20 protein-coding genes and 1 pseudogene are annotated in these 22,381 nt (G+C 48.4%); 2 read left to right on the top strand and 19 right to left on the bottom strand.

From position 1 onward, the window contains the following. Window positions 1-97: 97 nt before the first annotated feature. Both C7R56_RS03645 and C7R56_RS03640 read right to left on the bottom strand, forming a co-directional pair. Entirely contained in the window at window positions 98-2,497 is a 2,400-nt protein-coding gene (locus C7R56_RS03645; protein WP_107995235.1) for a L,D-transpeptidase family protein, read from the bottom strand. A gap of 262 nt (window positions 2,498-2,759) precedes the next feature. After that, window positions 2,760-5,207: an AAA family ATPase gene (locus tag C7R56_RS03640; protein WP_107995234.1), complete on the bottom strand. Its 2,448-nt coding sequence runs from the start codon at window positions 5,205-5,207 to the stop codon at window positions 2,760-2,762. A gap of 242 nt (window positions 5,208-5,449) precedes the next feature. Between C7R56_RS03640 and C7R56_RS03635 the strand changes: the two genes are divergently transcribed. Next, window positions 5,450-5,908: a VanZ family protein gene (locus C7R56_RS03635; RefSeq protein ID WP_107995233.1), complete on the top strand. Its 459-nt coding sequence runs from the start codon at window positions 5,450-5,452 to the stop codon at window positions 5,906-5,908. Window positions 5,909-5,971: 63 nt separating this feature from the next. Here the strand turns inward: C7R56_RS03635 and C7R56_RS03630 are convergent, their stop codons facing one another. The 17 genes and pseudogenes from C7R56_RS03630 to C7R56_RS03550 form a co-directional block, all read right to left on the bottom strand. Continuing rightward, window positions 5,972-6,670, bottom strand: coding sequence for a DNA/RNA non-specific endonuclease (locus C7R56_RS03630; protein ID WP_159072146.1), 699 nt, complete (start codon window positions 6,668-6,670; stop codon window positions 5,972-5,974). Between the two features lie 209 nt (window positions 6,671-6,879). Next, window positions 6,880-7,803 (bottom strand): metallophosphoesterase, encoded by a 924-nt coding sequence (locus tag C7R56_RS03625; protein ID WP_107995231.1) that lies wholly within the window; start codon window positions 7,801-7,803, stop codon window positions 6,880-6,882. A 36-nt stretch (window positions 7,804-7,839) separates the two neighbouring features. Then, entirely contained in the window at window positions 7,840-8,262 is a 423-nt protein-coding gene (locus C7R56_RS03620) for a hypothetical protein (RefSeq protein WP_159072145.1), read from the bottom strand. Then, window positions 8,240-8,506: pseudogene (locus C7R56_RS03615) on the bottom strand (phosphodiester glycosidase family protein); the annotation flags it as partial. The gene C7R56_RS03620 and the pseudogene C7R56_RS03615, both read right to left, overlap by 23 nt. A 160-nt stretch (window positions 8,507-8,666) precedes the next feature. Further along, the gene (cysK, locus tag C7R56_RS03610) at window positions 8,667-9,590 is read right to left on the bottom strand and encodes a cysteine synthase A (RefSeq protein ID WP_107995229.1); all 924 of its coding nucleotides are present in this window, start codon (window positions 9,588-9,590) and stop codon (window positions 8,667-8,669) included. A gap of 183 nt (window positions 9,591-9,773) precedes the next feature. Continuing rightward, complete coding sequence (locus tag C7R56_RS03605) at window positions 9,774-10,907, bottom strand: AAA family ATPase (RefSeq protein ID WP_107995228.1); 1,134 nt, start codon at window positions 10,905-10,907, stop codon at window positions 9,774-9,776. Between the two features lie 165 nt (window positions 10,908-11,072). Beyond that, window positions 11,073-11,744: a uroporphyrinogen-III synthase gene (locus tag C7R56_RS03600; RefSeq protein ID WP_107995227.1), complete on the bottom strand. Its 672-nt coding sequence runs from the start codon at window positions 11,742-11,744 to the stop codon at window positions 11,073-11,075. Continuing rightward, window positions 11,741-12,625 carry a hydroxymethylbilane synthase gene (gene hemC / locus C7R56_RS03595; RefSeq protein WP_107995226.1) on the bottom strand — a complete coding sequence of 295 codons (885 nt, stop codon included), beginning with the start codon at window positions 12,623-12,625 and terminating at the stop codon, window positions 11,741-11,743. Before hemC ends, C7R56_RS03600 begins: the two co-directional genes overlap by 4 nt. 61 nt (window positions 12,626-12,686) lie before the next feature. Next, the gene (locus C7R56_RS03590) at window positions 12,687-13,460 is read right to left on the bottom strand and encodes a formate/nitrite transporter family protein (protein WP_107995225.1); all 774 of its coding nucleotides are present in this window, start codon (window positions 13,458-13,460) and stop codon (window positions 12,687-12,689) included. Continuing rightward, the gene (cobA, locus tag C7R56_RS03585) at window positions 13,448-14,419 is read right to left on the bottom strand and encodes a uroporphyrinogen-III C-methyltransferase (protein WP_107995224.1); all 972 of its coding nucleotides are present in this window, start codon (window positions 14,417-14,419) and stop codon (window positions 13,448-13,450) included. Before cobA ends, C7R56_RS03590 begins: the two co-directional genes overlap by 13 nt. Continuing rightward, on the bottom strand, window positions 14,416-14,733 hold the full coding sequence (locus tag C7R56_RS03580; protein WP_107995223.1) for a nitrite reductase (NAD(P)H) small subunit: 318 nt from the start codon (window positions 14,731-14,733) through the stop codon (window positions 14,416-14,418). The genes cobA and C7R56_RS03580 overlap by 4 nt, the downstream gene beginning before the upstream one ends. 1 nt (window position 14,734) lies before the next feature. Beyond that, a complete protein-coding gene (gene nirB / locus C7R56_RS03575) occupies window positions 14,735-17,158 on the bottom strand; it encodes a nitrite reductase large subunit NirB (RefSeq protein WP_107995222.1) in 2,424 nt (807 codons plus the stop codon). Between the two features lie 381 nt (window positions 17,159-17,539). Next, the gene (locus C7R56_RS03570) at window positions 17,540-18,001 is read right to left on the bottom strand and encodes a precorrin-2 dehydrogenase/sirohydrochlorin ferrochelatase family protein (protein WP_107995221.1); all 462 of its coding nucleotides are present in this window, start codon (window positions 17,999-18,001) and stop codon (window positions 17,540-17,542) included. Then, window positions 17,989-18,678, bottom strand: a complete 690-nt coding sequence (locus C7R56_RS03565) for a sirohydrochlorin chelatase (RefSeq protein ID WP_107995220.1) — start codon at window positions 18,676-18,678, stop codon at window positions 17,989-17,991. The genes C7R56_RS03570 and C7R56_RS03565 overlap by 13 nt, the downstream gene beginning before the upstream one ends. A gap of 10 nt (window positions 18,679-18,688) precedes the next feature. Beyond that, window positions 18,689-19,321 (bottom strand): response regulator, encoded by a 633-nt coding sequence (locus tag C7R56_RS03560; protein ID WP_107995219.1) that lies wholly within the window; start codon window positions 19,319-19,321, stop codon window positions 18,689-18,691. Next, window positions 19,318-20,310, bottom strand: coding sequence for a sensor histidine kinase (locus C7R56_RS03555; RefSeq protein ID WP_107995218.1), 993 nt, complete (start codon window positions 20,308-20,310; stop codon window positions 19,318-19,320). The genes C7R56_RS03560 and C7R56_RS03555 overlap by 4 nt, the downstream gene beginning before the upstream one ends. Further along, on the bottom strand, window positions 20,303-20,749 hold the full coding sequence (locus C7R56_RS03550; RefSeq protein WP_107995217.1) for a GAF domain-containing protein: 447 nt from the start codon (window positions 20,747-20,749) through the stop codon (window positions 20,303-20,305). Before C7R56_RS03550 ends, C7R56_RS03555 begins: the two co-directional genes overlap by 8 nt. Window positions 20,750-20,869: 120 nt before the next feature. Between C7R56_RS03550 and C7R56_RS03545 the strand changes: the two genes are divergently transcribed. Continuing rightward, on the top strand, window positions 20,870-22,375 hold the full coding sequence (locus C7R56_RS03545) for an amino acid permease (RefSeq protein ID WP_107995216.1): 1,506 nt from the start codon (window positions 20,870-20,872) through the stop codon (window positions 22,373-22,375). Window positions 22,376-22,381: the final 6 nt, after the last annotated feature.

Raw genomic sequence — 22,381 nt, 5'->3', positions numbered from 1 at the left:
ATCACCCTCCTGATTGTTTCCATAAGTATAACGTTTTACTGCCCTAGTGTCACAAAAAGCAGAGACGGCTGGATTGCCCATCTCTGCTTTTAGAAATCTAATAGACAACAACTGGTGTACCAACCGGATAACTGTAATACAACGTCCGGACAGCTTCATACGGTGTGTTGACGCAACCATGCGATCCGTAGTAGAGGTAGATATCGCCGCCATAGCCATGCGTCTGCCAAGGCGAATCGTGCAAACCCACCATGTTTCCCACGAACGGTATCCAGAAGCTGACGGGTGAAGCATAGTCCTCACCGATCAGAACGGATGGCGATTGTTTAAACGGCTGAATATAGAACAAGCCTCGCGGCGTTGCGTTATTGGCCGATGGTTTACCGGTGATGACCGGAGCGGAAACAAGCATCGTCTCGCCTTTATAGGCCCAGACGCTCTGTTGACTCAAGCTGACGATGATATAACTGTTGCCAATGTAGTAATTGACACCCGAATTGCTACGGAAATATCCGTTGATCACTGTCCAATCCGGACCTTTTGCATAGGTTGGCAAACCTGAAAGAGCGGCTTTGTCCACCCAACCGATGTAGCTGCCGTTCAGGGAAAGAAGGACATAATGACCGTCAGCGGATTCCCTGATCGCATCGACCTTCTGTCCGACATAGCTGTCCGTGCTCGTACGCCATTGGTAACCAGCATAGCCCCATGGCAAGGTATCGACCGAAAAACCCGCTTTAGCGATTGTCGGTGAATAGCTCACGGCGGTTCCGCCGGATATATTCTGTGCCTGGGATCTGTAGCTGAAATCCCCCAAAGCTTTTTTATCGATCCAACCTAATTTTTTGCCGTTCAGGGAAAGTAGCACATACGATCCGTTGGCTGCTTCTTTCACCGCCTCAAATCGTTGTCCGAGATAGTCGGTTGAAGTGGCCATCTGTTGATAGCCGGCGTAACCCCACGGCAGACTGTCAATCGAATAGCCCGGCGAAGTGATGGCTGCCGTATAAGCAACAACGACTGCAGAGGCTACATCCTGCAGTTTTGGCGTAATGGCGATATCGGTGAGTGCTCGTTTATCAACCCATCCCAATCGGGTCCCATTGGAAGAAATCAAAACATAAAGTCCATTCAGCGACTCTTGAATAGCTTGGATTCGTTCTCCGGTATGGTTGCTGGTCGTATCAATTTGCCCATACCCGGCATAACCCCATGGCAGGCTGTCGATAGAAAATCCAGGGGCTGCTATAGTCGCTTTATAATCTACGGATATCCCCGTTGCCAACTCCTGTACTTTTGGTTGGATATAGATATCCGTCAGTGCCCGTTTATCTATCCACCCCAATCTGTTGCCGTTCAATGCGATCAGCGCATAGAGGCCGTTAGCGGTCTCCTTGACTGCCTTTACACTTTGGTTCAAATAAGCCGAACTCGTTGTCATCTGAGCATAACCGGCATAGCCCCACGGCAAGCTGTCTATGGAAAAACCGGCTGCGCCAATCCGGGCGGCATAGTCCACCGTCAGAGCTGATGCAATATCCTGCACTTTAGGCTGACTGTAAATATCCGACAGAGCGCGCTTGTCGATCCAACCCAACTTTTCTCCATTGAGGGAAATCAGCACGTACTGACCATTTGGGCTTTCTTTTTCGGCCTGAATTTTTTGATTCAAATAAGTTGCGCTCGTCGTCATCTGCATGTACCCCGAGTAACCCCATGGCAGACTATCAATCGAAAAATTTGCTGCGTTAATGCGTGCAGTGTAATCCACGGCAATCGCTGATGCTAGGTCTTGTACCTTAGGAATGACGACTACATCGGATAAGGCGCGCTTGTCGACCCAACCCAACTTTTCTCCGTTCAGCACTGCCAATGCGTAAAGACCGTTCTGCGATTCTCTGGTCACCTCGATTTTTTGACCTACAAAATCGTTCGTCATGTAGCGGAATGCATAGCCTGAGTAGCCCCAAGGAAGACTGTCGAGAGTAAAATCCCCTTTGGCAATGACGGCTGTGTAAGAAACGGCAATGTCAGAAGCACTTTCCATCACTTCGGGTAAAGTTGATGGCGCTGCCGTCATTTCCATTGCGGGTGCAGACTGAATCTTAGTGGGATCGCTTGATTGAGTACTGGATTCGATAGCTGCTGGAATTGATTCGCTTGTTGTAGGAGTGTCATTCTTGATTGCTGATATATCTTCTCCAGGTTCTTCCGAAGAGCTATCCGAAAGGGCATCTTCTGAAAGATTCGGTATTGCAGTTACTGTTTCCTCTGAGGGAATAGCAGTTTTGTCTGTATCCTCAGAGAGGATGGATGATTGCACAATTAAATCCGGTGTTTCTGTTTGGGACGACTCGCTCCCAATGGTGCTGCTTGCATTCGCTCCGGTAGTTTCCGCAAAAACTGAAGGTGCCGGTGCCGCAGTCAGCATAGCTGCGGACAGACCGCAAACCAAAACGGCACACCATTGAGATTTGACTTTACGCAATTTTTTCATGACTTACCCCACCAATCTGTTTGATATTGTAAAGGCTTACATATATTCACGCAGAAAATTTAGTGATAGCGATTCGAAAATCATCTTTATACTTCTAGTATATCAATATATTTTGTATCTTCAATATATTTCATCAAATCCCTGCTTTTTATTGAAAAATTGGCTGCCGGACATATGAAAAGAGCCGAGCTGAAACCGATCGGGTCCCTGCTCAACTCTTCCTTTCAGCTAAAATACACGCGACTATCCTCTCAAGGATACATCATTCTAAGTCGTACTCGTCGCTACTGACGCTGCCGTACCGGTCACTTGCAGCTTGAGCAGCTTCGATGCTCTTGTTGTATTTTTCCAGTTTCTGTTGGACTTTACGGAAGACGCTGCCTTCCGTGAAATTTCCGTCCGATTCGCGTTTTCCGCAATTCAGCCCCGTCAACAGCTCGATACCTTCCGAAACTGTTTTGACGGAATAGATATGGAATTTAGCAGCATTCACTGCCTCGATGATTTCCTCCTTCAGCATCAGATCGTCCACATTTTGATTCGGAATGATGACCCCTTGCTCTCCAGTCAAACCTTTCGCCTCACAAAGATCGAAAAAGCTTTCGATCTTTTCGGTGGCACCGCCTATTGGTTGGATTTCACCTTTCTGATTGATGGAACCCGTGACAGCAAGATTCTGTCTCAGTGGCGCATCACCAAGGCTGGACAGGAGCGCATAAAGTTCAGCACTGGAGGCACTGTCCCCGTCGACACCTCCGTAATTCTGTTCAAAAGTCAATTGGGCGCTTACTGCCAGCGGTTTTTCCTGTGCAAACTGCCCGCCGAGAAAGCCTGCCAACGTCAATACCCCTTTTGAATGGCTACTGCCGCTCATTTTGGTTTCGCGCTCAATGTTTGTCACTCCGTTCGAACCGATATAGGTACGGGCTGTGATCCGCGTCGGGTGGCCAAAAGCGTATTCTTCTGTCTGGATCACTGAGAGGCCGTTCACTTGACCGATGACTGAATCCTGAGTATCAATCATGATTTTGTCCCTCAATAACATTTCCTGGAATTTCTCCTCGATCATATTTGCCCTGTATTTCCTGTCAGCAAGAGCTCTTTTCACGTGAATATCCGAAACCATCGGTGCCCCCTCGTATTTGGCGATGGCGCTGGATTCATGGACAATCTCCGTGATTTCGTTGAATTGAGTGGATAATTTGGTCTGATTGCCCGCAAGACGTGATCCGTACTCAATGATTTTACCTAAGCCGCTTCGGTCAAAATGGAGGATTCCTGTTTCCTCACAGATTGAGCTGATGAATGAGACATATTTTCTGATATTCTCTCCGTTGCGGTCCATACTGATATCGAAATCAACTTTTACTTTGAACAGTTTCCTGAAATCTTCATCATAAGTCAGCACTTTGTAGAATATCGGACTACCGATCAAAATGATTTTGACGTTCAATGGAATGGTCTCTGGTTTCAGAGTCACGGTCGGCACATAGCGGTACTGCTCGCCGATGTTCTCGATCAAGGCTTGTTGATGTTTCAAAACTTTTTTCAGGGCATCCCACATGAATGGATCAAAAAGGACATCTTTGGCCTGCAGCACCAGATATCCGCCGTTTGCCTGATGGATAGCGCCGGCTTTTACCATAGTGAAATCAGTGGTCGTGTACATGAATTGATTTTTGTATTCGATTTTCCCGAAGATATTGTAATAATTCGTAAAAGGTTCAATGATCGCGGGAGCGCCTTTACTGTTTTCATTGTTCACAAAGAGGTTGACTTTGTATTTTATGAAGGGGTCACCGTCGTTTTCCGGCAGTTGAAACGGATTTTGCGCTTGCGGTGCATCGGCCAAACGGAAAATGATGTTGTTTTCGGTGATGTCCGTCTGCACTTTGTCGAGGTAATCCTGGATTTTTTCCGAATATGCGTATTTTTCTTTTAATCTGGCGATGGGAGGCTCTGTCGCAAATCGGGTTATCTGCCTGTCCAATTCCTTGAGCTGTTTGTCGGCCTCTTTTTCGAGTGCACGGGATCCGCGGATGATTTCATCGAGCCTCTTTTCAAGCTTGTAGGTATTTTCATCAATGGTTTTGCGTTCTTCAGCCGAAAGAGCTTTATATTCTTCCGGGGAAAGCTGCTTGCCATCTTTGATCGGTATCAAAGCCACGCGTCCAGGTGCTTGCCGAACGACGAATCCCGATTTGAGAGCCTCCTGTTCGATGCTCCGAAAAACAGCATCCACCTTTTCTTGAACCACTTGGATAATGGTGCCTTTCTGTTGATCATAATCACTGCTCTCGAACGTTTTCGGAATGAGGCTACGCATGTCCTCAACAAACTCGGTCATGTCATTGCGGAATACTTTGCCTTGCCCTGGTGGCAGAGACACCGCGATTGGTTTGTCCCGATCGGCAAAATTATAAATATAGCACCAATCATCAGGCGTAATGCCTTTTTCGGCCAATCGGGATACTACCGTCTGGACGTAGGTGCTCTTTCCGGTTCCTGGTGGGCCGGAAACGAAAATATTGTAGCCAGGCACTGTCATTCCCAAACCGAAGTCCATCGATTTCACGGCCCGATCCTGGCCGATGATGCCTTGCAAGGGAGGGACATCCCTGGATGATTCGCAAAAATTCAGTTCGCCGGTATGGAGATAACTCCAGCGTAGCTTCTCGACCGGAATACGGTATTTTTCTTCAAGCGACATGCAAAGGACTCCTTTACTGTTGGATTGCGCTGTTTGTGCCGGCAAAAGTCATCTTCTGACACCGATTCGTAAGCGCTAACATTATCCAACTCTATTGTATAACAATTTTGCTGAGATGTGGAATGTTTTCCTTTTTGATTTGATTATTACACCCGCAATTATTGCGCAAAAAAACATTAGCGACTTTTCAGGTATGGATTGCTGCGCTATACTGATGCAATAGGACGGAGGGACTCACGAGCATGCGTTTTACTTTTAACACCAAATTTGCAGTTTTATGCCTCTGGATGGGCGTCATTTTTCTTTTGTCGCACCAAAATGGTCAGGATTCATCCGAAACCAGCGGCATCCTTTTGGAGTTGCTGAAATTCATTGGGATCGGGCCCGGCAGTTCCGTTCAGGGCGCTCTCAGTTTCCTGGTCCGCAAAGCAGGTCATTTTACTGAATATTTGATTTTGGCTATCCTGTTTTTGCGTTATCGGAAAGAACGAGGACCATCGGGAAAATCAGCTTTCTATACAGTGCTGTTCGTATTTCTGTATGCCTCATCGGACGAATTCCATCAATCCTTCGTTCCGGGGAGAGGTCCAGCCTTTTCCGATGTATTGATCGATACAGCCGGGGGACTGACCGGCATCATTCTTTATGAATGGAAACAGAGGGTGATGGAGCGGAAAAATCAGATTTGCTTCAAAAAATAAACAGGCATCCGTCATTGCTGATGGATGCCTGTTTTGAAATGATAGGAGCTTTATCCCGCAGCCCTAATCGACAGCGTCTTTGGGCTCGTTGAATACGTAGATGTTCAGGTCGACCGAATCATCCGTGACACTCTTCGCCATGATGTGCAGCCCTTCGCAGATCAATGCATCATCTTTGAAAATCGGCGTTACCCGATAGCGGACCGTGGTGCCCGACTGGATTGCTTCACTGACAATGAATTCCGAGGCGAAATACATTGCCGGATAGTTCGCGTTGCGGTACAACGTCACCAGATTGCGCCAGTCCTCACCGCTTCCGCCGAGCACATCCGCCAGCAGATGGCCGCGGTTCAGCTGTTTGGGATTCGAATCATTCTGATTGCTTTTCGACCAGCCAGTCGGTAGGATGCGGCTGTCTGCATCGGTTCCCGTCTGATACATTTCCGGTGTGATCATGGCGTTCATTGTCGTTACGCGGTTCAGCTCATCCAGATCGCCGTAACTGATCCAGCCTTCCCCTTCAAAGTGCAATTCTGAATCATCAAAGGTGCTCTTTCCACCGTTTATTTCAAGAAAGTCCGGACCTGTATATTGAGGCGCATCATCCGCGGACAGGATTACTGACGTGTTGGTTGGGCCGTCCTGGTTTGAAGTCGGATCGACTCCTTCATGTATCTCTATCCAGGTAAGGATGAGAAACCATGTAAACAGCAACAGCAGCCGCAACAGTTTGTGCTTGCCTGAGGTTTTTCGTTTTGCCATTTCTACCCCCACTGTCAAAAATTGAAAAGTCGTTCCGTATGGATAAAGAATGGCTTCATCCAATGAACGCATTCCTTCATTCTATTAGTCAACCATTAGGAGTGCAAACCAAATTCTGTCAACTATCAAATCGAATCCCATAGTTTTTAAAGCTTTTTTTGCAATAAAAACGACTCTTCTATACGAAAAGAAGAGTCGTTTGGGTAAGATTACACTGTTGCCTCTTCATTTTTGACACTCGCCCGGATATCGAATTTTCCGATCGGATCCGGTCCGCGCATGATTTCCCGTTTGATCTGGAGCATTCCATCCTCATTCACCCGTGTTTTCCATCTGACCAATTGGATCTGGCCCGCGGTAATCTCGATGGCAGTGATGCTTGTTGGATAGATGCAGCACCCCGAATTGAAGTAAGGCAAATCTTTAGTCTTCGGATATTTAAAACGGTGTGTGTGGCCGCAGATCAGCATTTTTTCATGCTTCTGAATCCACTTCACGTAGTTTTTTTCGATTTTGTGCCGTTTGTTCATATTTTTCACAGGACTTGTCGGGCTCTTGACGCCGAATGCGTGCAGGAACCGCCAAAAGTACTTCAGGGAAAGCATCGTTGGATACCACAGTTGATCGTTCGGCAGATCGCCCTGCATTCCGTGGACGACGAATATTTCCTGTTTCGTCTTCCGGTCCTTCAAAACCAAGGCTTCGATTGGTCGGATTCCAGGGAGGAAATCATAGAAGAACTCGGTATACTCATCGTAGTTCCGAAAGTAATTTTGTTCCACATACCATTGATTTTTCAGAAAGATATTGTGGTTCCCGTAGATCATGATCAGACGTTTTTCGTCATAAAAACGTTTCAGGATAGCGAATACCTCCGGATGAGCATTTTTGATGTGCTTAAACTCGTGGTGTTCCCACAGTTCATCACCGTCTCCGTTTTCAACGTATATGAATTCATTCTTATAATAGTACTCCATCGCATGCAAAAAAATATTTTTGTTCCGTGAAAATTCATCAGAGAGGCTCCCATCACCTCTGTGGCAGTCACTCAAAAAAACATAATTGGATGTATCATCGATGTATTCCACTCTGGCTTTCTCGTAGGCCTCTGTCAGCCGTTTATCCGTAAACATGCACTTTACCTCATCTCATTAAACAAGTTAACTCTATTATAGTTCTCTGAGGCCAGAAGTGCCACTATTTAGAGTAAATGGCAGGATGCCCAAAAGGACCATACCGAAGCCAACGATGTAAAAACAAGGGAGATTGACTGAATCAGTTCCGGCTATTTCGAGAATCCCCTTCAGGAAACTGCCTATCGTGAGAGTGGCGATCCCCGAATGGTAGTGGTTGGAAAATCTGCGGAACCGCTCAGCATCGCTGCTACCAACCTTAGCGAGGCTCACGAGATAAATGAGCAGTCCTCCTGCTAAAGGATACAGGAACATCCAAGTCATTGACGCTGAGGTGACGCCGTGGCCGAAAAGCCTGTAAATTTTTTCGATGATGACCGTGACAACCGTCAAAATGAAATAGGTGATGCCCGTTTTCTTTGATGCCGAAAACTTGTTATTCATATCCAAAATAGACAATTTCGCTCACTTCCCTTTCCTCTGTGTTATTGCCATTTGTCGGATTATTGATGATTTCGCCGTTGAAGTATAGTGTTGATGAACCGCCGCCATCCAAATTGTAGGCCGTGACAGCCCCTCTGTTCTGCATTTCTTCTGCCAACTGCAACAGCGAAAAGCCTTCGCTTTCATCAGTACGGCCATCCGATACGATGATGATGTAGTGCAACGGCGAGATTTGGCCGATGGCAGTCCGCGGAGCCCCCCTCATTTCCTCGAAATCCATACGAAGAATTGCGGAAAAAAAGTAGCGAAACACACACAAATAAAAGCCGCCACCAAATCTGGCGCGCAAAAAAAAAGTGCCCCAACCACATCAGGAGAAATTCCTGTGGTTGGGGCACTATCATTAGTCTATATGATGCTTAATTTTGAAACACTGGTGTGGAAAGGTATCTTTCGCCATTGTCCGGTGCAATCGTCACTACCGACTTGCCTGCGCCCAGTTGACCAGCCAAGGCGATAGCGCCTACAACTGCTGCACCGCTGGAGATGCCTACAAGAATGCCTTCTTCCTTGGCCAATCTGCGGGTCATCTCGAAAGCTTCTTCACTCGAAACCTGGAACACGCCGTCGAAGACAGCTGTGTCCAAGACTTGCGGAATGAAGCCAGTACCGATTCCCTGGATCTTATGCGGTCCTTTTTGGCCGCCGCTCAATACCGCTGATTCGGAAGGTTCCAAGGCATATATGCCCACATCCGGATTCGCTTTTCGTAAGGCTTTGCCTACCCCTGAGATCGTGCCGCCTGTTCCGACAGCCGATAGGAAGGCATCCGGGCCGATGCCATCGAAAGCTGCAATGATTTCCGGACCGGTTGTCGTTTCATGGATAGCTGGATTGGCTGGGTTTTCAAACTGCAATGGCAGAAAATGGCCAGGTTGGGCTGCAATTTCTCTGGCTTTTGCGATTGCTGTAGGCATCCCCTCAGCCCCTGGAGTCAACACGAGCTCAGCGCCATAAGCCGAAAGCAACAGACGCCGCTCGATACTCATCGTATCCGGCATCACAAAGATGGATTTATAGCCTTTCGCTGCCGCCAACATCGCCAAGCCTACGCCTGTGTTGCCGCTGGTCGGCTCAACGATCGTATCGCCCGGCTTCAAGATTCCGTCTGCTTCCGCTGTCGCAATCATATTCAAGGCAATGCGATCCTTTATGCTGCCGCCGACGTTGAACGCCTCCAATTTCAAATACACATCGGCGAAGCCTGCCGGTACGACTTTGTTTAATTTGATGATTGGCGTATCTCCGATCAACGCTGCTACAGACGATACTATTTTAACCATGCTGAATTCCCCCATTGAGTTTGTTATTTATGAATACATGTGCCAAAATCCGAGAATGATGTCACTTCTCTGAACTTGGTGATAGGGGTAGCATAACACGCGAAAGCTTCCGTGAAAATCAGACATAAACGAACAAGGGTGATCGGATTTCCCGAACACCCTTCACCTTCGATTATCATTGTTCTATTGTTTGTGCCCCATCAATAGATCTATCGCTGCTTTTGCTTGTTTGTAACGGGCATAATAGCTGAATTCGTCCTTCTCGCCGATCCCTTTCGCATCCAGCATGACGACTTTATCCATGTTTCCGCTGCTTGCGATCTCCTCAAGCATCATCTCGTGGATGGTCGTCAAAAACGCATTCTCAGAAAATTCCATATTGCGGTAGCCGTCGTCGACATATTTCAGTGTCGGTGGCACAACCAGGATCAGATCCCACAATTGGCGCGCAATGAAAGCGTTGGCCGACTGCTCCACTATCGCATATTCATCCGAAGTGATAGCATAATCTTTATCTTCCGCGCCTAGGCGAGCGTATACTTTTGTGACCATCACATCTGTATCCAAAATTGCCATCCCTTGGCTGGCGGGATCAGCTATCGTGTCCCGGTTCAGCTGGAACTGACCGGTGACCAACCGTTGATAATCCATGCCATCCAGTTCAAAATCATTCACATTCGATTCCTCTTGGTACTGACGTGAATATTCGAAACTGTAGGGACAGGAATACAGTTTAGCCAAATCCTTAACAAGTGTCGTTTTGCCGCCGCTCGGGGCGCCCAAAACCAGCACTTTTTTCGTGAATGCGCGCCGAAAAGGCAATGCGATGGCGTTAAAATAGCGCAAGGCATCATTGCGGATATTCAGGCCGGTTACCGGATAGAGACTGGTGTCCACCAAATGGACTTCATCGGTGGACTCGTTTCCCAACGCCTCAGCTTGCGCTGTTTTTCCGGTATACCATATTTTTTGAGCATCGTTGTGCTGAAGCGAATCAGCTATCTTGAGGTTGATGATTTGCAACCAGGACTCCCACTCGGTTTCTTTTTGCGGGATAGCTTGGCCCGCTGCCATCACGACATAAATCTGGTTATCATCCGCAAACAATTCACGCATATAGCGGAATCTTCTGTAGACATCCAGACCGAACGGCTCGCCGAAATCGCCCTCCTGGCCGCAGACGATCACGACGCAACCGTCATTCTCCTTCTTGGCCTCCAAGATGACTTCCAAATGACCGATATGGCAAGGCGCGAAGGCTCCGAAAACGATGCCGATCCGGCTGCCGCTTAATTTATCCTTGTACAGATTCCCCATCTCGATTCTCCCTTCTGCAGAACGTATTCTCTACGGTACTTAACCTACCTTTTATATACATTCTACAACTTCCTCCCCGCATCGCATAGCACGAATGTCCTCTTTCAGGCTGATTCAACTACAAAAGCAAACGCTCAGATCGGGATGATCCTTGCGCCTGCTTGCTTATCGTCGGAACAGAACAGCCTCATATCCGCTTTGATTGATCGCATTCTTTGTGGTTTCTCCGATGGCGAAGAAAAGGAGCGATTTTTTGTCGGTTTTATTGTAGACCGAAAGAAATCTTTTCCATGCCGATGGGCTGGCGAAGTAAACAGCGGACAGTTCGCCCAAGTTGAGCAACTCCGCCAATTCCGCTTTGCGTTCCTCCAGGAAGACATTGCGGTACAGGACCGAACCGATTACCTCATTTTCAATCCCCAAGAGTTTTTCGATAGAATCATCGGCGAGCTGGCTCTTAGGGTAGAAAATCGATGTCCCCGCCGGAAATTGTTCTTGCCAGGCTGAAACAAACTGTTTTTTTGTTTCCTGTGGGCTGACGAAAGCCACTTCGAATCCGCAGGACCGGACCATTTCACCGGTTTTTTTGCCGATAACGGCAATCAACGGGCAATGTCCCTTTTCGATGACTGCCAGAACACTTGCTACAGGCGCTTGACTCGTAAAGAAAAGCCACTCGGCCGCATTGATTTTTCTTTTGATGGCTTCCGTTATCGGCAACGGTTTGATTGCACATAGGGGGATTTCATAAAACTGTCCGAACCCTTGCGCACGGAACCGAATTTGCTCTTCGGCATTCATGGCTAGCGGTCTCGTCAACAACATTTTTTTCGTCATGGCAATAATTCGTCGGCTGCTGTTTCCGCCAGTTTCAACGGATCATCCCCGATGTAACATCTCGTGACTCCGGGTTCGTCGATCGAACCAGCCAAAAACGCCAAAAATTCCCATTTCCCATCGTCCAATCGATGCGCATACCCGCCTATCGGCAAGTCGCAGTTGCCATTGGCGCGATGCAGGAAGAAACGCTCCGTAAGACAAGCTAATGAAGCAGCTTCATCATTGATGCCTCTGAGCAGCTCAATCAGTTCCTTATCCTCCTCACGGCATTGGACAGCCATGATTCCTTGTCCGATCGCCGGAACACAGACTTCCGGTTCAAGCATGCGCGTATGCAGATCCTTCAGGTAGTCCATCCTTTCAAGGCCTGCCGCCGCCAACACGATGCCGTCCAATCCTTCCTCCTTCATCTTCCGGAGGCGGGTCTCGATATTGCCGCGGATCGGCACAAACGACATGTTCGGATATGCAGACTTCAATTGGTTGATTCGGCGCACACTGCTCGTTCCTATCACCGTAGGCGCTGTTGTACCCAAAAAAGGTTTGTCGTCGTTCCAAATCAAGCAATCGAGCGGATTAGCCCGCTTGGGTGTCGCGACGATGGTCAAACCTTCCGGCAAACGGGCAGGCATGTCCTTAAGGCTGTGCACAGCAAAATCAATTGTCTTATCCAACAATTGGGCCTCGACTTCCTTTACAAATACACCCTTGCCGCCGATTTGCGTTAAAGGCACATGCACCAGCCTGTCCCCTTTGGTGGTGATGCCGACCACCTCGACAGTCACTGTGGGGTCCACTCTTTTCAGAGCCGCAATGACCAGCTCGGTTTGTTTCAGGGCCAACGCACTGCTGCGCGTCCCTACTTTTAGTGTCTTCATGCAGCGACCTCCCTTCTTTCACTATTATAGAGGACTTTCGCTTGTAATCAAACGGATATCGTTACTTTTGCATACCGATTCTGTATGCCAAGAAATAGAGTCCGCCCATGAAGAAACCGCCTCCTACCAGATTTCCGATCCAGACGATGCTGATGTTCAGCATAAATTCCCCCCAAGTCGCCCCACCGGCAAAAATCCCTGCCGGAATCAAGAACATGTTTGCGACGACATGCTGATAGCCAGCGATCACAAAAGCCATGATCGGCAGAAACGTACCGAAGATTTTCCCAATGAAATCCTTGGCTGCATAATTCATGTAAACGCCCGTGCAGACCAAAATATTGCAAGCAACCGAAGAGAAGAACAGTTGCGGGGGTGCTACATCGATCCGTCCTCTGGCAACAGCAATCGTCCTATCGACAAACGCGCCTTGCAGCGTACCGGACAGATAGCCAAAGAAGTAGGCTACAAAAAGGGCTCCAATCAGGTTGAAGAGTGTGACGACCGCCATGTTCTTCAGCCATGATTTCCCGGATATTTCTTTTGCGAACAATGCGAGTGATACGGACAACATATTCCCTGTCACCAATTCACCACCCACCAATAGTAGGCAGATGAGTCCGACCGGGAAAACCATCGCTCCAAATAAATTGACGAGCGTACCCCATTCAGCCGGCATCGATCCCATCGTGCGGATCATGGCAACACCCGCCAGCCCGATGAAGACACCCGCCATGATGCCCAATGTAGCCATCGTGATGAAAGTGTACTCGGTTTTATGTTTGCCTCTTAGAATGGCTTCTTCTAATAATTCTTTCGGGCTCAACGCTCCCATAATGGCTTCACCTTTTCCGATTCATATATATTTTTTGCTGCTGCATCATCAAAAATGATGGTCTCGAATTGCTGTTCTGCCAAGTAGTGGCTGTTTACTGCATCAAAGCGGCGGTCCCGCCCATCGCCTACTTGCAGCCACCAGACATCCGCGCCTCTTTGCGTCTGTTCCAGCAAGGCTTCCATAGCCGGCTTCCGGGTTGAGACATAAAGCTTAGCTTCGCCTTTTTCCGGCAAGTCCGAAAACCAGTCGAAGCGTTCCCCGGCGTGGACGACTTCCCCAAGGATGATCATGGCCGGGTTTTCGATTTTTGTATCGCTGATTTTTTGCCTGATGTCCATAAGCGTTCCTTGAATTTTCGACTGCCTGCCGTATGTCCCCCATTGCGCGATCAGGACGGGCATTTCCGCTTGCATCCCTTGCGCAAGGGCCGCCTCCACGAAGCGGTCGAGCGCCTCGATGCCCATATAAAGGCAGACGGTCTGGCCATTCAATAATTGCCGGAAAGTGTTTTTCTCGTTATCGATCAGTCTGCCGGTAGTGAAAGTCACCGAAGTGGCTACGCCTCTTTGCGTCAGCGAAATGCCGCTGTAGCTGGCTGTGCCGCTGGCGGCAGTGATTCCTGGCGTGATGTCGAAACCGAAGCCCGCAGCTTGGCAAGCCTCCAATTCTTCGGTCAGACGCCCGAAGATGGCTGGATCGCCGCCTTTCAGACGTACGACACAGTCATTGGTGCCGGCGGTTTCGATCAGTTTCGCATTGATTTCTGCTTGTTTGATCGATTTTCGATCAGGTGTTTTGCCGACATAGATGAAAAGGCAATCCTCCTTGCAATGAAAGAGCAACAATGGATTAACCAGCCGGTCATAGATGACCGCATCGGCATGCTGCAACAGCCGCACACCTTTGGCAGTCATCAATTCCGGATCGCCCGGTCCGGCGCCGACGAAATGGATCATAAGGAAGCGCCCTTCAAGTATATGTTCCCGTCTTCAAGCAACAGCTCATACACCTTTAAGTGGCCTTCATCTGGATCCTGGATGCGCCCGTCCAGCAAGGAAATTTTATAATCCCGCAGTGGTTCGTAGAGATATTCCCCTGATACAATCCCTTCCAGTACAGGCCCATTTGTCAGCGGACAAAAATCTTCGATGGCTGTGATGCGGCCGTCGGATAGTTGGAACAGGGCTATCTTTTTATTCCCGATTGATACGGAGCGTCCGATTTGCGGAAGCAAGGCGTTTGTTGTTGTCAATAATATTTTTTCTGTCATCTTAATCACCCACCGTCACAAGTTCTCTTCTGTCAATCGAATACAATTTTTCCTGGATGTCGCGATCGCCGACAATTTCATGCCATGGATCTTTCCGTTTCACTGCTGTTGCCACATCCAGTGCCTCAATCAAGTCTTTCCGTTTTTCAGCATCGCTCAGGATATGTTTGACAGCTTCAAATCCTAAGCGTTCCATCCATGGTGCGGTCCTTTCGGCATAAATGCCTGTTTCGCGATAGTACTGAAGCAAAGCGCCGCAATATTCGATGACTTCTTCTTCCGTTTCCACTGTCGTAAGCAGCAGCGCTTCTTTGACTTCAGTACCGCCATTTCCGCCGATATAGATCTGATAGCCGTTTTCCACACAGATGATGCCGAAATCCTTCACGCCGGATTCTACGCAACTGCGCGGACAAGCCGATACGCCGACTTTGAATTTGTGCGGTGTGTCGATGAACTCAAAGCGTTCTTCCAGTTTGATGCCCAGCCCCATCGAATCCTGGGTGCCGAATCTGCAGAAGTTCTTGCCGACGCAGGTTTTGACCGAGCGGAAGGCTTTCGCATAGGCTTGCGCAGAAACCATGTCCAATTCTTTCCAGATGGCCGGGAGGTCCTGCTTCTTGACGCCGTAAAGGCCGATCCGTTGGCTGCCTGTGACTTTCACCAATGGCACGCTGTATTTTTCGGCTACTTTGGCGATCTGCAGCAATTGCTGCGGATTCGTCTGGCCGCCCCTCATTCTCGGAATGACCGAGAACGTTCCGTCCTTTTGGATATTGGCATGCATCCGCTCATTCACGTAGCGTGATTGGCGTTCATCTTTATGTTCAGTGGGGAAGGCGACATTCAAGTAGAAATTGACTGCCGGTCTGCATTTCGCGCAACCCTCAGGATTTGCGAAATGAAGTTCCTTGAATACATCCGAGCTGGTCGTCAGATGCTTCGCATAGATCTGTGTCATGACCTGGTCCCTGTTCAAATCCGTGCAGGAACAGATGCCGGTTGAAGCTGTGACGCCCTCGCCCAGTTCATGCTCCAACAAAGTTTGGATCTGCGGTTTGCATTTCCCGCAACTGGTCCCGGCTTTGGTTACTTTGCCGACTTCAGCCACATTCGTTAATCCTTTATCGCGGATGCCTCTGATGATGTCGCCTTTCGTGACGCCATTGCAGCCGCAGACGGTCTCTTCATCATCCCAAGCAACGACGTCATCACTGACTGCGTCTTCACCTACGGCTTGCAAGATCGCGATGGATTGCAGATCAGCGATTTCCTGGCCTTTTTTCATCATGTTGTAGTATCGGTTGCCGTCAGCTGTTTCGCCGTAGAGGACGATGCCCTCGATGCGGTTGTCCTTGATGAACACTTTTTTGTAGTTCCGGTTGACGCCATCAAAGGCTTCGATGCTCTGCATGCCTTCAGTCTCCATAATGTTCCCGGCCGAATACAGATCGCATCCAGAAACTTTCAAGGAAGTGAACGTCTTGGAACCTTGGTATGGTTTGGCTTCGATGCCGGTCAATACGTCGGCAAGCACTTTCCCCTGTTCAAATAAAGGGGCCACCAATCCGTAGGTTTTCCCGTCATGCTCGACACATTCACCGATTCCGTAGATTGAAGGCAAATTGGTTTCCATGAAGTCATTCACGACAAGACCGCGGTTCACTTCCAGACCGGCTTCGCGCGCCAACTCGGCAGCTGGTCGGATACCGATCGACATGACGACAAGATCCGTATCGAGCGTGGTTCCGTCCTTGAAGCGCAGGCCGGTGACGCGCGCGTCACCCAATATTTCGGTTGTCGCATATTCCAGCAGGAATTTCAATCCCTGTGCCTCCAGATCGCCCTGCAATAATTTTCCGGCTCTTTCATCCAACTGTGTTTCCATCAACCATTTTGCCAAATGGACTACTGTGACATCCATTCCCTGCAGCTGAAGGCCTTTTGCGGCTTCCAACCCAAGCAATCCGCCGCCGATGACGACAGCTTTCTTGTACTTGCCTGCAGCTTCCATCATTTCAGCTGTATCATCGATGGTTCGGAAAGCGACTACTCCATCCTTCTGCGAACCGGGTATTGGCAAAATGAACGGATGGGAACCTGTGGCAAAAACCAATTTATCGTAAGGGATTTTCAGCCCTTTTTCGCTTGTGACAAGTTTGTTCGCTGTATCGACGCCGACCGCCGGATCTTCATTGATCAGCGTGATATTGTTCTCTTCGTACCATGTATAAGGATTGGTGATGATTTCATCCACCGTCATTTTATTCTGCAACACATTGGATAGCATGATACGATTGTAATTCGGGTAGCATTCCTTCCCGATGATGGTGATATCATACCGTTCCGGATCCCTTTCCCGAATCTCTTCAACCAAACGAACCCCTGCCATACCGTTTCCGATCAAGACCAACTGTTCTCTCATTTGCGCACCCTCTTCTATTCGTTGTTATAAAATTCACAATAAAGGTTTTAGGAATCATTTAATATTAGGGAAACGCCTATGTTTTGAGGGATGCCATATTTTGGACAAAAAATGTTGTGCGCGGGCGCAACGGAGGAACAAAAGGAGCAATCTGGATCCGGCCCAATTTGCCTAACTCCGGTTAAAGGCAAGCCGGCCGGAGTTAGGCCGTTTTTCACCATGTTCAGCTCCGATTAAGCAGCCTTCGCCGGCGTACCGCCCGTAAAAGAGTCGTGACCCCCTGCGAAGCGGCGCTCGTCGGAGGTACAGTATCGTACCACCTGGTTTCCCGTGGTCGTCACCGCTCCGCAAAGCTCCCGCCGTAACAAAAAAACTCAAGCACTAGGCTTGAGTCGGATTTGTGTTTTCAGCTATTTTTTCGGCTATTTCATGAAGTATCTGTTTGGCTTTCCGCGGGTCGTTCCCGTAGGTGGAGACAGCCACGAGATAGTCATCTTGGCGCAGCGTCGCGAGATTGATGAAGTCGCTGTTGCTGTGGTCGGTCGTATCATTAAGGAGCTGATGCGGACCGGCGTCCGATCGTACCGCTTTGTTTGTTGCCGGATGATCCGTGCAGATGAAAATGAAATTCGCCCCTGATAGATCGCCGGTTTGGTAGGCGCGTCCGACCAGTATTGCTTTGCCACTTGCTGCCCACTCCTGGATTTCCGGACTGACGGCAGGGGCGATGATGGTCGGCTTAGCGCCGCAAAGAATCAATTCCTTCAATTTCCGCGTAGCAATCTTGCCGCCGCCTACCACCACGACTTTCCGTTTGCTGATGTCGACCATCATCGGATACATCCAGCATCCTCCAACCGTTCCTTAAGGGCCTTATGGACTGCCTCCGAATCGAGCAACTGCTCCAGCAGCACATCCTGAGGCCGATTTTTTTCGAACCAGAATCCTATTTTTTTGGCCAAATAGCCGTCTGTAAAGAACAGCCTTTGGATGATGAAGGGGTCTTCTCCGGAAATCGCCTGATAATGCGGTTCCCCCAAATGATTGGTCGCGTAAACTTCGCGCCCCAAATCGGAGCTCAAAGCCGACGCGATCCTATTTAGTTGTTCGCCGGGTTCAGGATAATGGGTCGTGCCGTGCGCGACCAACATGACCGGGAACGTAGGGTGGCTCTCGGCGGCTTCCTGCAACCGGTCTTTCAACCAGTCATAGATTGCTCTCGTCGTCCCCAGTGTCTCGCTGATTTCAAACGGAACCGCAGCGCATGACTGCATGCGCTGCGGGATATCCTCGCGGGCGTGCGTGGCCGGGAAAAGCAGAACAGGAACAACAATGATTTTGTCCACCTTTTGTTTTTCCACCTCTTGGATTGCGTCCTCCAATGTCTGTTGTTGCCCTTCCAGCATTCCGATCGCTTGGGGCAGATCCAAGCTGTCACTGAAATCTTTGACGATATCAAAAAGTTTTTGAGGTATGCTGGTTTTTCTGCCGTGAAGCACGTATATAATTCCGATTTTCATCTTATTCCTCCTAGAAATCGACCAGATGGTTTTTCACACTATAACGCAAAAGATCGGCGTAACTGTCGACCTTCAGTTTTTTCCTGATGTTTGCTTTATGGACTTCTACCGTTTTGACGGAAATGTACAGTTTTTCGGCTATTTCCCGATTGTTGTGCCCTAAAGCGACGAGCGGAAGGACTTCTTTTTCACGTTTCGAAAGACTCGCGTAAAGACTGTCGCCCTCAAACGTATCCATCTCATCCAACCTGTCGCTTGGATAGCCACTGTAGTAACGTTGATTGGCATGGACTTTCCGGATGCCGTCCAATAAGATGTCGTCGGTTGTGCTTTTGAGGATGAAACCATCAGCTCCCGCATTCAAAGCTTCCCTCACGTAACTTTCCTCATCATGCATCGTCAAGACAATCACTTTGACATCCGGATGCGTTTCTTTGATCCGACGCGTTGTATGCAAACCGTTTTCCCCTGGAGGCATGCTGATGTCCATCAACACCAGATCCGCCAGCGTATTTTCCAGCTTCATGAAAACTTCATTGCCGTCAGCGGCGTCCCCGACGACTTCCATGTCCGGTTGCGCGTTCAACATGAAGGTCAGCGCGTTACGCACCAGTGCATGATCGTCTGCAATAATGATTTTCATGCCAACCCCTCCTTATAAGGCACGCTCATGGTGATGCGTGTCCCTTTTTCTATACCTGTATCGACTTCTATTTTTCCACCTACAGAGTGGGCGCGTTCCCGCAAATTCAGCAGACCGAATCCGAGATGATAAGGATCGTAAATAAACCCTTTACCTTCGTCCGCAATCGTGACACGCAGTTCCTCTTGGCCAAAATTAAGGGTGAGGCTCGCTTCGTTCACTCCGGAATATTTCAAAGCATTTGAGATTGCCTCTTGAATACTGCGGTAGATGACAACATTCCCTCGTCCGGTGAGAGCATTCCGCTCCCCGTCAACGTTAACATGGATGACGAATCCTGTCATTTCCATTGTCTGTTCGACAAACTGATTTATCGCCGGGATAATCCCGACATCATCCAAAATGCTCGGTCGCAATTCGGTAGCCAAACTTTTGATTTCCAATAATACGTCCGCGAAATGACGGTCGATTGCTTGAAGCTTTTGCTGATGATCTTCAATAGGCGTCCACTTCAGCCCTCTCGTTTCAAGCATCAAGCTGTAGATGCTCTGGGCAATCCCATCATGGAGTTCGCGCGCAATCCTTTTTTGCTCACTCTCTCGTGCTTCGTTCAAGTATGTCAGCATGCTTTTTCCCTCCGATTCGAAGGGTTTATCGATATAGCGGATCTCGAGAATCCAATGGTGTTCCCTTTTTACAAGTTTTCCGAAAAATTCATAAGACACCCCGTCGCGGCCCATAAAAGTAATGGGAAAACCATCCGAGGCAGCCCATTTATTCTCGAGCGGACAGTTTTTGCATGCTGTTTTATCGGTATGGAAAGCGCAACAAGTGCCCTTGGCTACCTGCACCGCATATTCCATTAAAACAACATAATCTTTCTCGAACTTTTCTGCCTGGGCATTTTTTTCGACTACATTATAGTCAGCATCCATGAGCCAAGTCGGTTGGGGCAAAAATTGGGGAATGCGTTCCTTCAGATTAGTCATCTATTTGCCCCTCCTCTTCCAACAGGGCCGTTAAACCTGGCAAACCTGCATAGACAGCAACCACGTCTGGCCTATCGGAATCGATCGGTTTGCGGTACCCCAGCAACAAAACTGCTCGGATGATGCCGTTCTTCATTATCGGAATACCGATTGTCATATCTAGCTGCTCGAGCCTTGCGATTGGATACTTCAAAAGATTTTGACTGTCTGATTGAATATCAGTGGCGCGTTGTTCCCTGCCTGTGCGCCAAACTTCACCAGCGATGCCCTTGCCGATCCGCAAGCGAATGGATTTGTAGTGATCACTTGTATTTCCGGCTACATGCGTCCAGCGCAATTCGGTTTGTTGGCAGGGCGGGGCAACATCCTGGGCCAAACCCAAAAAATCCGCCTGCCATTCCTTTCTTTGCTCTTCCAACCACACATCCATTTGTGACATAGTTCACTACTCCAATTCCCTATATTTTTCGAAATCTGTGGATTTCTGTTGCCCTTTATCCAAAAAGTTACTATGATGATACCAATTGTTGGAAGTAAATTATTTACTAAGGAGTTTATTATGAAACAAATCAAAAGTCTATCATTTTTCAATCTGATTCTGATCATCGTCATGACAGTATACTCTTTTTCAAGTATGTCGTCCTCTTTTTTCATGATGGGTCTGAAAGCATTCCCTTGGTTTTTGATCAGCGCGTTTTTTTATTTTATCCCCTATGCCCTTATTGTATCAGAATATACGCGAAGTTATTCGAATCGCACCGGTGGCATATATGCTTGGCTGAAAGATGCTTTTTCGCCCAAAGTCGCCTTCATCACGGCTTTCCTGTGGTACTGCAGCTATTTCACATGGATCATCAGCCTATTCATGAAATTGTTGATTCCATTTACCATCATGCTTTTCGGACAGGATTTGACCTCCGCCGAGCAATGGTTCGGAATCGACACAGCGTACTGGATCATGGTGCTCTCGCTTTTCGCCGTATTCTGCATGACTTGGGTGATCAACCGTGGACACCAAGCCGTCTTTTCATTTCTGAAGACAAGTAGTTATGCAATGGTCGGTCTGTTGCTCATTTCCGGGATTGGCAACCTGTTGCTGATGGTGAACAATCCGCAACTCATCATGCAAAACATGCAACAGAGTTTGGCCGCCCCGAGTTTCTTCAAAGGAACCAGTGACTCATTCCTTTCGCAGTTGCCCTTCTTTATTTTCGCCATCACCGCATTCGGCGGGCTCGACACAATCGCCAGCCTGGTCGACAAATCCGGCGAACAAAGAAAGAAATTCCCAAAAGCGCTGATCATCAGTGCCGCGATCATCGTCGTCCTCTATTTCGGTGGCATCATGCTTTGGAGCGGCGCAAACAACCTGAATGTGCTGCGCGAAACCGATCAATTTCACCTGGGGAATCTGATGTACGGCTTGATGGGTAGCCTGGCCAATAACATCAGCATTTCATTCGGTCTTTCAGCAGCCGCTCAGACGTTCCTTTATCAAGCGTTCATACGCTACACTGCCTTTACCTTGTTCGTGGCCTATATTGGGTTGTTGTCGTCCATCACCTACACTCCGTTAAAAAGTTTGATTCAAGGAACGCCAAAGGAAATCTGGCCGCAATTCCTGACAAAAATCAATCAAAAAGAAATGCCGCAAACGGCGCTTTGGATCCAAGCCGGGGTTGTTTCTGTATGCATCATTGGATTATCTTTAAATAGTACCATTTTAGGTGCATTATTCAATCAATTGACCTATATGACAAATGTAGCCCGCGCCATTCCATATTTCGTCGTAGCCGCAAGTTATCCGTTCTATCGCATCAAGAACCCTGGACTGCTGAAGCATTCATTGATTGCTTCGCACTGGCAAGGGTACCTTTGCTCGCTGAGCGTCTGCACGGCTACCTTGATCGCCATCACTTTCCAAGTGTATCAGCCGTTCCATACCGGAGAATATGTCCAAGCCTTGTTGCTGATCATTGGACCGATTCTCTTCGGGCTTCTCGGCAGCGGTATTTACCAAAGGTTCGAAAAGAAACGGGCACAATTATTGTTTGAAACTAATTAACGGATT

Origin of the sequence: Trichococcus paludicola (genome assembly GCF_003052295.1) — a bacterium.
In the GTDB taxonomy this organism is placed as follows: domain Bacteria; phylum Bacillota; class Bacilli; order Lactobacillales; family Aerococcaceae; genus Trichococcus; species Trichococcus paludicola.
The sequence above is the reverse complement of the archived record's forward strand: the minus strand, read 5'-3'. Positions and strand labels throughout refer to the sequence as shown.